Source organism: Halorussus litoreus (assembly GCF_003382685.1).
GTDB lineage: Archaea > Halobacteriota > Halobacteria > Halobacteriales > Haladaptataceae > Halorussus > Halorussus litoreus.
Genome location: NZ_KZ859503.1, coordinates 1 through 11,632 on the forward strand (window position 1 = coordinate 1; position 11,632 = coordinate 11,632).

Consider the following 11,632-nt stretch of genomic DNA (forward strand, 5'->3'; position numbering starts at 1 on the left):
CGCCGCGCTCGCCAGCACCACGCTCGCCGCCTCGTCTGAAGAGGGCGTCGCCGAGCGCACGGGCCGGAGTCCGCGTCCGCTTTCGAACGAAATTGTCACCGACGGTGGCGATGTGAACGAGGACGACGCGGACGGTGGTGACCCAGACTGCAGCGACGCGGACGGTGGCGACTCGGAGCGGGAACTCCAGGATCGGATTCGCCAGCAGCACGCCGTTGCGGAGTTCTCCCGGCAGGCACTGGCGGATCGGCCGCTCGACGAACTGTTCGACGAGGCGGTCGAACTCGTCGCCAACGCGCTCGACCACGACTACGCGAAGGTGCTGGAACTCCGTCCGGACGAGGACGATCTCCTACTCCGCGCCGGGGTAGGCTGGCGCGAAGGGGTCGTCGGGTCCGCGACGGTCGGCACGAACCGGGAGTCCCAAGCGGGGTACACCCTGCTCTCCTCGGAGCCCGTCGTAGTCGAGGACCTCACGACCGAGGATCGGTTCTCCGGCCCCGAACTGCTCACGTCCCACGACGTGTCCGGCGGGATCAGCACCGTCGTCGGGTCCTGCGACGAGCCATGGGGCATCCTCGGAACCCACGACACCGACCGCCGGTCGTACGCCAACCACGACGTGGAGTTCGTCCGGAGCATGGCCCACCTGCTCGCGACCGCCATCGAACGGCACGAGCGCGAGCGGGAGCTCCAGCGCCACGACGCGATGCTCGACGCGGTGAGCGACGGTGTGTACGCCCTCGACGCCGACTCGCGGTACGTCGCGGTCAACGACGCCTACCTGGAACTCACCGGCTACTCCCGCGAGGAGATACTCGGGAGTCACGTCACGGAGATCCTCGGTGAGGGGCTGTTCGAGCAGACGGAATGGGTCCAGGAGGCGCTCGAAGCGGGCGAGGACGTGGTGACTGTGGAGGGAGAGATGCCGACCAGGGACGGCGAGTCGGTTCCGGTCGAGGCACGCGTCACGCCGTTCCGTCTCTCGAACGACGACGAGCTGGCCCGCGTCGGCGTGGTCCGAGACGTGTCCGACCGGAAGCTCCGGGAGGCCAAGCTCACCGAACTCACCGGCACCGCGGGGTCGCTCGCCGACGCAGAGACGCCCGACGCCATCTGCGAGGCCACGGTCGACGCCGCGGTCGACGTGCTCGGGTTCCCGAACGCGGCGGTCGCGCTGTACGACGACGCGGCCAGCGCGCTCGTCCCCGAGGCACTGCGGTGGGACGGTGACACTATCGACGACGCGCTGCTGGGAGCCCGGAGCGAGGGCGCGGCGTGGCGAACGTTCGTCGACAGCGAGTCGCGAGTCGTCGACGACCTCGGCGTGGAGGCGGGGGAAAAGACGGACGCGGAAGCGGCGGTGCAGGCGGACGAAGGAGTCCAAGCAGGGCCGTCAGCCACCGCCCTTTCGTCCGCGCTCACGATCCCGCTGGGCAAGCACGGCGTGTTCGTCGCGGCGTCGCCGGAGCCGGGGGCGTTCGACGGGACCGACCGGTCGCTGGCGGACCTGCTGTGCTCGAACGTCCGGTCGGCGCTCGATCGGGCGTCCCGCGAGGTGACGCTTCGCGAGCAGCGCGACGAGCTACGGACAAAGAATCGGGAGCTCGAGCGGGTGAACCGCGTCAACGGTGTCATCCGGGAGCTCACGAAGGCGGTCACGCAAGCGTCCTCGCCCGAGGAGGTCGGGCAGGCCACGTGCGACCGGCTCACCGAGAGCGGGCTGTACCGGTTCGCGTGGTTCGGCACGCTCGACAGGGCCACCGACGAGGTCGAGCCGGCAACGTGGGCCGGGGTCGAGGAGGGGTATCTCGACGAGGTGATCGTGACCGCCGACGGCGAGAGCGCGCGGGGCCAGGGACCGGCCGGGCGCGCGGTCCGGACGAAGGAGGTACAGGTGCAGGACGACCTGCTGGGCGACCCGCCGTTCGAGCCGTGGCGCGAGCAGGCGCTCAAGCGCGGCTACCGGTCGAGCGCATCGGTGCCGGTCGTCTACGACGGAACGGTTCGAGGCGTGCTCAACCTGTACGCCGGCGAGTCCGGAGCCTTCGACGAGACCGAGCGAGCGGTGCTGACCGAACTCGGGGAGTTCGTCGGCTACGCGATGAACGCGCTCGAACAGCGCCGGGCGCTCGCCAGCGACCGGTCGGTCGAGCTCGACTTCCGGGTTCGGGGCACCTCGACCGCAGTGCTCGCGTTCGTCTCGGACGCGGACGCGGAGTTCGAGTTCGAGAGCGCGGTCCAGCGCGCGGACGGCCGACTCCACGTGTTCTTCACCATCTCCGGACCGCCGGCCGAGGAGACGCTGGACTACGTCGAGGACGTGCCGTGGATCGAGGACGTGCGACTCGTGGCCGACCGTGACGACGAGCACCTCTACGAGACCACGCTGAGCGAGAACTCGTTCCTCACGGCGCTGCTGGACAGGAGTGCGATGCCGAGGACGCTGACGGCCGCGGACGGCGAAGGCCGATTCGTGATCCGGGTCCCGTGGGACGCCGACGTGCGGACGTTCGTGGACCTGTTCGAGGACTACTACGAAGACGTGGAACTGGTCGCCCGCCGCGAGCGTGACGAACCAGTGCTGACTCGCCAGGAGTTCGAGTCCGAACTCGCCGACCGACTCACCGACCGACAGCGCGAGGTGGTCCGGATGGCGTACTTCGGTGGCTTCTTCGAGTGGCCCCGCGAGAGCACGGCCGAGGAGATCGCCGACGCGCTCGGGGTGTCCCAGCCGACGGTGAGCCGCCACGTTCGTCGGGCCGAGCGCGAACTGTTCGCGCTCCTGTTCGAGGAGCCGTGAGTCGATTCGCGCAGAGGCCCCGAAACGACCACTCGCGGCAACATTTGCGCGGAATTTAGAAGTATAACCCCCACGGCTCGCGCCGGGATATGCATCTATCGTTAATTGCTATCCCCGAGCCGTTCGTTCGAACGAGTACAGAATGAGTCAATCACTGAGTGGGGAGTCCGTCGAGGAGCCGTCGACCAGCCAGCTCGTCATCGAGGCCGTGTCCGAGGCAACCGGTAGCGATCCGACCGAGGTGGGGCCGCTGTACCACGTCATCGACCCGGACGCGCTCGACCGACTGTTCGCCGGGACGCCCGGGCGCACCCGAGTTGGCGGTCGCGTGGAGTTCACCTTCGCCGGCTGCGACGTGGTCGTCCGCGGGGACGGCGAGGTCGAAGCTTCCGAGCGCGAGGCTCTCGCGGGGGTCGGCGACACCCCCGAGAACGAGGGCACCCGCGCCGGATCGAGCTACGAAGTCAGATAGTATGGGGACGGGGGACAGTGATCGCTTCGGGGCCCGTCGGTCGGTACTGGTCGGCCAGGACGATGGTCTACCGAGCGAGCGCGACGGCCCGCGAAGTGAGCGCAACGGTCTACGGAGTGAGCACGAATCCGTGAATCGGCAGTGTTCGTACTGCGGGGAAGACGTACCCGCCGAAGAGTGGCACCCGGTGGCGACCGTACGCGACGCCGACGGCGACATCGATATCCACGCGTTCTGCAACGAAGCGTGTCGGTCGGCGTGGGAGCGCGAGCGCGAGTAGCTCAGTCGTCGTTCTCAGTCCTCGTTTAGCGTCACCTCGTAGACGACGACACCGTCTTTCTCGAAGACGGGCTCGATGCCCGCCTCGTCGCCGAACTCCAGATCGGCGTCGGGGTACGCCTCGCGTTCGAGCGGCCCGACATAGAGATACTCCACGTCGTACGTATCGAGGAGTTCGGCCCGCTCGCTCGGGTGGCCAGTGTAGATGTAGTCGACGTCCTCCTCGCGGGCCTGCGCCAGCTCGTACCCGCGGTACGCGCCCTCCTGATACACCCAGCCCACGACAGCCGGGAGACCGGTCAGCGAGGGCACGGGGCTGGACCACTGGTACGGGCTGCCCGGCGCGGTGACGACGTGGGGCTGGCCCGCCCTGTCGTCGAGCCAGTGGATGGCCTCGACCTCGTCGGGATGGCGCTCGTCGAGGTACGCGAGGCCGTCGAGGGTCGTCTCGTCGGGACTCACGAGGTCGCCGTTCGGCGCGAAATGGGACTTCAGCACGAGGCCGCCGTACAGCGAAGTCGACACCACGAGGATCGCAGCGACGACCGCCATCAGGTCCCCGCGCGAGACGCCGAATCCACCGGTCGAGACGCCGAGTCCGGCGAGCGACGCCGACCGGTCGGCGTCGCTCGCCGGACTCGGCTCGTCCCCGCCGGCCGACTCCGACCGCCCGTCGCTGCCCAGTCCCGCCCGGTCGCTGACGAGGGCGGCCAACATGGCTCCCGCGGCGGTCCCCCAGAGCACCCACACCTGCATGTACACCTTGAACACGGTGTTGAACCGGCCCGAGATGGCACCGTCCTCGACGTACGCGAACTCCACGATGGTCACCAGTCCGGCCCCGGCCACGAGCAGGACGGTCCCGTAGCCGACAGCGGAGTTCCGAGCCTCCCGCGACCGGAGCAACAGCCAGCCGAACAGAAGGAGGGGAACCACGAGCGCGAGCACGGCGTAGCCCGCCATCCACGCGACGACCGCGACCAGCACGCCGAGCAGGCCGACGCGTGCGGGGTCGACCGCGAACGTCCGCTTGGCGCGCGGCCAGAGGTAGAGCGCGAACACCAACAGGAACGCGCCGTGGACGAGGACGAGTCCCGTCGCTGTGGACGGGTTCGGCAACACGTCGAAGCTCCGGTTGCTCGCCGACCCGAGCAAAATACCGACGACGAACGGCGAGAGCCACGCCACGGTCAGCGCGGCGATTGCACCCGCGCCAGCGAACGCCGAGCCGACGCGTCGGGCTTCGCCGAACAGGACGGTCTCGGGAGAGAGTTCCTCTCGGGACTCACCGCCGACCGACTCGCCGTCGACCGACTCGCCGCCGTCCGAGACGGGGGTCGTCCGTCCGCCGGGCGAGCGCCCGGGCACCACCAGCGAGAGGGGGTCGCCGGTTGCGAACAGGAGCGCGAGCCACGCGACCCCGAGGCCGGTCGGGAGGCTCCAGGCGTTGACCAGTCCGAGCAACGCGACGGCCACCGGGAGGACGCCGAGCGCGAGGACCCGCCGGCGGCCCTGCTCGCTCGGCGGGGTCCGGTAGTAGGCGAACCCGAGCGCCGCGATCAGCACGAGGAACTGCGTGCTGAGCATGTGGCCGTGGAGGTCGCCATTGTAGAACGCGAACAGCGGGAACTCGTTGATGGTGTTCGGGATGACCCGGCTCGGTCCCCAGTACCCGAACTCGCTCAGCCCGCTGGCCACGAGTTCTCCCGCTGCCGACAGCGAGCCGTCGGGGCTGCGGAGTTCGTCGGCGACCCAGTTCGAGACGCCCGCCGCAGTCGAGTCGGGCAGGAGCCCGATCAGTCCGGTGACCGGGACGACGAGGTTGCTCGCAAAGCCGACGAAGAACGCCGCGAAGGTGCCGCCGACGCGGGCCGACGCGCCGCGAGAGTCGGCGAGCGCGCTTCCGAGGCCGTACGCCGCGGTCACGAGCGAGGCGTAGAAGCCCGACAGCGCGAGGTTGTAGGCGAACCGCGGGGCGGTACCGGTCAGATGCGACAGCGTCGCGGCCACGAGGTGGCCGCCGTAGTAGTACACCACGTGGTCGCCCGCCCACCACATGTCCTCCGGGGGCAGTGCGGTAGTCCGCATCAGCGACTTGAAGATGCCGAAGTCGAGGAACTTCTCGCCGCCGCCCGGGACGATGGCCGGATCGACCGCCCGAACCGCGACGAGGAGCGCGAACGCCAGCGCAAATACGATTACTGATTCCGCGTACGCGTACGGGCGCACGCTCGCGCGACCGCCCGGCCGCACCGACTCGTCGCGCCAGACGAGGGCTGCGGACAGACCGACGAGCGCGAAGACGCCGAGAACCGCGGTCCACCGGCCGAATCGGAGATGACCGATCCAGTAGACGACGGTGGTGACGACGACAAGCGCGAGCGGCAGCGCGACGGCCGCACCGCGGTCGGGGAACCGGGGAAACAGCCGGGCCGCGAGCGGGAGCGCGGCCACCGCGAGCGCCTGAAAGGCGACGAACCACAGCAGGGCGAGCGCGTACTCCATTCGAACTGTAGGCGAGCGGGCGAGAGATAAACCTCTTGGGGTTCGTACTGCTTTCTCGCCGCCGAACAGCCGCACGGGAACGTCCAAGTTGAGTGGTACCACGGGCCATAAATCCGCGGACGGCAGCCGAATCACAATCCTTAACTGTGGGACGGCGCTACGAAGTGATAGCGGGATGGGATAGCCAGGAGATTCCGGCGGGCTCATAACCCGCAGACCGGTGGTTCAAATCCACCTCCCGCTACTTCTCTCGGACTCGACCACCGAGAGCGGCGTCTCGTCGCCGCTTGGCTGGCGAGATCGTGAACTTGCACGGAGTAGATTTGAACCCAGCAGTCCGCAAAGCCACCAGTAGTTGTACGTGACGAGTATTCTAGTCCGGGCAGAAGCTCCCGAGCAGAATAGTAACATAGAATATAATTCTTCGCGGTGGGGTTCGACATATTTACTCAGGAAAAAATAAATATGGGCTGATATTCGGCAGTTACGCGGTCAAACCGATGCGAAGCTGCGGCAAATATTTCAATAATTTTTGTTCATGGGGTTCGTGGCCGGGGTGCGCGCGCCGTCGCGTGCGACTTTGCGGGACCGACGCGCGCGAGCACTCCCAAGACGGTAACGGCGGCTTTCTCGTAGAGGGCCGCGACGTCACCGGCTTCCCCCACGAGTGGGAGGAGTGATCGTGGACGACCACGACCTGATGCCCGACGGGCGAAAGCTGCCGTACTGAGTCGAGGACGAGGTAAAAGCCGCGGGGCGAACTGGGACGCCGAGCTCGACGCCGAGACCAGCGTCACCGTGGACGGCGACCCCGTGACCGCCCGCGGTCCCGGGTCGTCTCACGAGGCTGCGACCACCCTCGTCGAGCAGTTCGGCGTCTCCCGAACGGCGTAACGTCGAACGCACACTTTTATCACCCACCTGTCCGCATCGTAGGTGAGTACACGATGGCGATGGGCACCCGAGGGGTTCTGGCGATCTTCGCTGGACTGTTGATGACCGCCGGCTTCGTCGCCGCGCGGACGGAGAATCGCTTGCTGGGAACGTGGCTGATGATGCTCGGGTTCGTCTTCGCCACACTCTGGTCGGTCATGAGCGTCTTTTGGTCGGAGTCGAATCCGAGCCCGCTCGGGTCGGAGGCGTGGCTGTCTTTGGCGGCGATGGCCGCTGCCGGTGCGGTGTATTTCGGGTATCTGGGCCTCTACGGCGAAGGAATGGGCGAATAATCGCTTGACAGCCCTATCACTGGTCGAACGCACGCAGCCGTCGACGGAACGAACGAGGATGGAGATTTCATACTTACGCTACCGGTAATTTCCACTTTCAGTGGCGTTATTGTTCCGTTTCCGGCTAATACTTCATAACCAGTAGATTTAAATGCATGATTGCATACCTCATTGGTATGCCACACAGGCGCAACCGATCGGATGGTGCGAACGAAAGCCGACGAAAGTTTCTGAAGGCGAGCGGTACCGGTGCTGTCGCGCTCTCCCTGGCGGGATGTAGCGGTGGCGGCGATCAGGACCCAACCACCACGGAAGGCACTGGTGAGGAGACCGAAGCGGACACCACCACCGAGGAGGAAACCGTCGAGAAGCGAACCGAGGACTCCGACAGTATCCCCCGCGGCGGGACGTTGACGTACGGGATGGCCCAGAACCCGGACACGTCCAACTACCTGACGTCAGGGAGTGTGTACTCGGCGGTCGCGCTGAACCTCATCTACGACTTCGGGGTCGAGATCGACCCTGTCACCTACGAGATCCAACCGTGGGTGTTCACCGACTGGGAACTGCAGAACGCCGACGCCGACCAGCCGGAAATCGCGTTCAACGTTCGGGACGACCTGACGTGGAACGACGGCGAGGACTTCACCATCGAAGACGTCATTTTCTCGCACGACTACATCATCGAGAACGAAGTCGGCGAGTGGTCTTCGGTCTGGAACAACATCGAGTCCGTCGAAGAGGACAGTGGCGACTGGGACTGCCGGATGACGCTGACCCAGCAGATCGGGACATGGGACTCCTCGGCGCTCGGCGCGTGTCCGATGCTTCCCCAGCACATCTGGTCGGAGGTCGACGACTTCCAGAGCTACGACCCGATGGCCGAACGCGAGAACGGTCCTGTCGGCACCGGTCCGGGCGTGCTCACCACGTTCCGTCCCGACACGTCGATGCAGATTCAGTTCCGCGACGCCGAGGAGTACCCGCTCACGGACCTGGACTGGGTCGACGAGCACGACAACCTCGTCGCCGGTGGCCCGTTCCTCGATCAGGTCAACTTCCAGATCTACGGGGAGACCGCCGCGCTCACGCAGGCGTTCATGCGCGGAGAGGTCGACACCCATTACGGCTCGCTCGACACCGACAAGATCCCGGAGGCCCAGGACACCGAAGGACTCGGCCTCGTTAACGGGTACGACAGCGGGTTCTCCTACGCGGCATTCAACTGCCGGCGCGAACCGCTCGACGACGTCGCGCTCCGGCAGGCCATCGCGTTCGCGTGGGACGACTACTACTGGACCCAGCAGCTCCAGCAAGGGTACGTCTTCGACGGCGACTTCGCACAGTCGCCCGGCTATTCGGGCGTCCGGCCCGAGTCCGTCTTCGACGGCGAACTGCTCGAGGGCGCAGCGGCGGAGGCGTTCAAGTTCCGCGGTCAGGGTGACAGCGCCGACCCCGACGTCGAGTCGATCCGGTCGTTCCTCGAGAACGGCGAGGTCATCGACGGCTCGTCGGGCACGTTCGCCGGCCAGGACTACCCCGGTTCGCTGTCCGGCGTCTCGGCCAGCCAGTCCGAGTCGAAGTACAACTACACGTTCGACACCGCGCAGTCCAGTAATCTCGACGGCGTCTCGGACGTCGAGTTGTACGTCGACGGCGAACCCCTCTCCGAGTTCAAGGGCGGCCCGATCTCGATTCTGATGGACCCACCGGGCGAGAACCCCAAGCAGGGGCAGGCCTTCGAGCGGTGGGCCGAGAACCTCCGGAAGGTCGGCATCCCCATCAAGCTCGAGCCGACCGGCTTCAACACCATGAGCGACATGGTGTACTACAACGCCGATTACGACATGTACGAGATGGGCTGGGGCGGCACCAACCCGTTCGGGACGTCCATCCGGTCGTTCTTCCACTCGAACTTCGCCAAGGAAGCGTTCGGCGAGAACGAGGGCGAGCAGTTCGCCTACAACTCCACCGGCTACGGCGTCGCCGGGGGCAGCAGCGACGAACTCATCATGGACGCGTACGGCGAGATGGACCCCGAGACCCGTAACGAGAAGTACGCGACGGCCATCGAGAAGGTCTACCTCGACATGCCGTACATGGTCCGGGACTACGATAAGCAGCGCTGGCCGATGAACACCGCCGACTTCACTGGTGCAATCGCGAACATCGTCGACCCGGCCTACGCGAACTGGTTCTGGGAGGCGACCCACATCCACCAGACGGAGTAACGAACGCCAGACACCCGTTTTTTCGGCTAGCACACCGAACTCGAAGGCGTGCCCTCGGACAGAAAACGGGCAGGAATCAGCACATTAATAATGAAGCTATTCGATGACACACGTACCCGTAAATTGCTGATATGAACTACAGAACCAAAACGCGAGGTGATGCACGGTGACGCGAATCAGCGCGCGATACCTGGGTAAGCGCATCGTGGTGTCGTACATCACCCTGCTGGTGATCATGACGCTGCTGTTCGCGCTGCTGCGCAGCATGCCCGGGACGTTCATCTCCTCGATGATCACGCCGGAGATGCAACCCGAGCAGATCCAGCGCATGCGCGAGGTATGGGGCCTGAACGAACCGCTCTGGAAACAATACGTCAACTTCATGGTCAACTACCAGACCGGAGAGTTCGGGATGTCGCCGACCAACCGGGTCCCCGTCTGGGACATCATGATCCGACGACTCCCTAGAACGCTCATCCTGTTCGGTGCGGCGTTCATCGTCGCGTACATCGTCGGTCCGCTGGTCGGGATGTATCTCGGCTGGCTACGCGGCAGCAGAAAGGACAAGTCCATCTTCGCGTCCAGCCTCGTGATGTACTCGATGCCCGCGTTCTGGCTCGCGTGGCTGTTCATCTGGCTGTTCAACTACGAGCTCGGCTGGTTGGAATCGACGTACATGTACCACCAGTTCCCGCAGTTCGAGTGGACGGTCGTCTCGACGATAACGAACGTGTTACATCACATCACGCTCCCGCTGATCAGTCTCGCGTTCGTGAACTGGGTCGGGGTGATGTTGGTGATGCGACCGTCGATGAACAACGTGACCGAGGAGGACTACGTGTTCCTCGCGCAGGCGAAGGGACTCAGCGAGCGCACCGTGATGATAAAACACGCCGCACGGAACGCGCTCATCCCCGTCGCGACGCAGGCCATCGTCGGCCTCGCGTTCCTCATCGACGGGAGCATTATCATCGAGCAGGTGTTTAGCTGGCCGGGCATCGGGCAGCTTATCGTCAACGCCGTGATATCGAAGGACTACCCAGTCGCACAGGCGTCGTTCTTCATCCTCGCGGTGCTGGTGGTCGTGATGCGCCTGCTGACCGACGTGGTGTACACGTACCTCGACCCACGCATCAAATTCGGGGAGGGATAATACATGTCGACCCAATCAGAGAGCGGCTTCGAACTCGACACGCTTCGTGAACGCTGGGGACCCCGCATCGAGCGGTTCAAGCGCGGCTGGGACCGGTACACGACCCACAAGATGGGCGTCGCCGGACTGGCCATCCTGGTGTTGTTCACGCTCTGGGCGCTGTTCCCGGACGTCTTCGCCCCCCACACTCCCGAGTGGAAGGCATACATCGGCTACGAGAACACCCGCATGTCGCCCGAGGAAGTGAACTCGCTGCCCCATCCACCGGCGTTCGGTGACCCCTTCTTCGCACCGCTCGGCACGAACGCGTCCGGTCAGGGCATCTACTCGATGCTCGTGTACGCCGCAGGGAGCGCCCTGTACATCGGTCTCGCGGCAGGGCTACTGTCGAGTCTGGTCGGCGTGCCGCTCGGACTCATCAGCGGGTTCTACGGTGACACGTGGATCGACGAGACCATCCAGCGCATCGTCGACGTGATGTACGGCCTGCCGTTCCTGCCGTTCCTCATCGTGCTGGTCGCGATCCGCGGGGTCAACACGACGAACATCATCCTCGGCATCGCCGTCACCTCTTGGCTGAACAACTGCATCCTCATCCGCGGAGAGACGCTGTCGCTGAAAGAGCGGGCGTACATCGAATCCGCGCAGGTCGCAGGTGCCAGCGACACGCGCATCGTGTTCCGGCACATCCTACCGAACGTGTTGCCGCTGGCGTTCGTGTTTCTCGCACAGGACGCCGCGGCCGCCATCCTCGCGCAGGCGTCGCTGGCGTACCTCGGACTGGCGGACTTCACCGCCAACTCGTGGGGGCTGATGATCCAGAACGTTCAGGCACACAACTACATCTACAACGCGCCGTGGTGGCTCATCCCGCCGGGCCTGGCGATTACCGCCATCGCCGCGGCGTTCTACTTCATCGGCTTCTCGATGGAGGACGTGACCAACCCACAGAAGGAGTGATCT

Annotated in this window: 8 protein-coding genes, 1 tRNA gene and 1 pseudogene; 9 read left to right on the top strand and 1 reads right to left on the bottom strand. The window is 65.6% G+C overall.

Annotated features, from left to right (window positions below):
• The 3 genes from DPQ64_RS00005 to DPQ64_RS00015 form a co-directional block, all read left to right on the top strand.
• The coding region (locus tag DPQ64_RS00005; protein ID WP_115862312.1) for a bacterio-opsin activator domain-containing protein at positions 1–2,803 on the top strand (2,803 nt) is incomplete at its 5' end.
• A 142-nt stretch (positions 2,804–2,945) separates the two neighbouring features.
• A complete protein-coding gene (locus DPQ64_RS00010) occupies positions 2,946–3,275 on the top strand; it encodes a HalOD1 output domain-containing protein (protein ID WP_157971526.1) in 330 nt (109 codons plus the stop codon).
• Between the two features lies 1 nt (position 3,276).
• The gene (locus DPQ64_RS00015) at positions 3,277–3,555 is read left to right on the top strand and encodes a DUF7576 family protein (protein ID WP_115862313.1); all 279 of its coding nucleotides are present in this window, start codon (positions 3,277–3,279) and stop codon (positions 3,553–3,555) included.
• 14 nt (positions 3,556–3,569) lie between these two features.
• Here the strand turns inward: DPQ64_RS00015 and DPQ64_RS00020 are convergent, their stop codons facing one another.
• Positions 3,570–6,059 (bottom strand): DUF2298 domain-containing protein, encoded by a 2,490-nt coding sequence (locus DPQ64_RS00020; RefSeq protein ID WP_157971527.1) that lies wholly within the window; start codon positions 6,057–6,059, stop codon positions 3,570–3,572.
• Between the two features lie 169 nt (positions 6,060–6,228).
• Between DPQ64_RS00020 and DPQ64_RS00025 the strand changes: the two genes are divergently transcribed.
• The 6 genes and pseudogenes from DPQ64_RS00025 to DPQ64_RS00050 all read left to right on the top strand — a co-directional run bounded on the left by DPQ64_RS00025 (position 6,229) and on the right by DPQ64_RS00050 (position 11,629).
• A tRNA-Met gene (locus DPQ64_RS00025) sits at positions 6,229–6,303 on the top strand.
• 373 nt (positions 6,304–6,676) lie between these two features.
• A pseudogene (locus DPQ64_RS00030) lies at positions 6,677–6,953 on the top strand (type 1 glutamine amidotransferase domain-containing protein); the annotation flags it as partial.
• A 53-nt stretch (positions 6,954–7,006) separates the two neighbouring features.
• Positions 7,007–7,285, top strand: a complete 279-nt coding sequence (locus DPQ64_RS00035; RefSeq protein WP_115862315.1) for a hypothetical protein — start codon at positions 7,007–7,009, stop codon at positions 7,283–7,285.
• A gap of 176 nt (positions 7,286–7,461) precedes the next feature.
• A complete protein-coding gene (locus DPQ64_RS00040) occupies positions 7,462–9,516 on the top strand; it encodes an ABC transporter substrate-binding protein (RefSeq protein ID WP_232820429.1) in 2,055 nt (684 codons plus the stop codon).
• Positions 9,517–9,682: 166 nt separating this feature from the next.
• Positions 9,683–10,669 (top strand): ABC transporter permease, encoded by a 987-nt coding sequence (locus tag DPQ64_RS00045; protein WP_232820430.1) that lies wholly within the window; start codon positions 9,683–9,685, stop codon positions 10,667–10,669.
• A 3-nt stretch (positions 10,670–10,672) separates the two neighbouring features.
• Entirely contained in the window at positions 10,673–11,629 is a 957-nt protein-coding gene (locus DPQ64_RS00050; RefSeq protein ID WP_115862316.1) for an ABC transporter permease, read from the top strand.
• The last annotated feature ends 3 nt before the right edge of the window (positions 11,630–11,632 follow it).

Bases quoted from the DNA above. Each gene is read 5' to 3' on its own strand.
- DPQ64_RS00040 (WP_232820429.1), top strand. From the start codon at position 7,462: ATGCCACACAGGCGCAACCGATCGGATGGTGCGAACGAAAGCCGACGA.
- DPQ64_RS00050 (WP_115862316.1), top strand. From the start codon at position 10,673: ATGTCGACCCAATCAGAGAGCGGCTTCGAACTCGACACGCTTCGTGAA.
- DPQ64_RS00015 (WP_115862313.1), top strand. From the start codon at position 3,277: ATGGGGACGGGGGACAGTGATCGCTTCGGGGCCCGTCGGTCGGTACTG.
- DPQ64_RS00035 (WP_115862315.1), top strand. From the start codon at position 7,007: ATGGCGATGGGCACCCGAGGGGTTCTGGCGATCTTCGCTGGACTGTTG.
- DPQ64_RS00020 (WP_157971527.1), bottom strand. From the start codon at position 6,059: ATGGAGTACGCGCTCGCCCTGCTGTGGTTCGTCGCCTTTCAGGCGCTC.
- DPQ64_RS00010 (WP_157971526.1), top strand. From the start codon at position 2,946: ATGAGTCAATCACTGAGTGGGGAGTCCGTCGAGGAGCCGTCGACCAGC.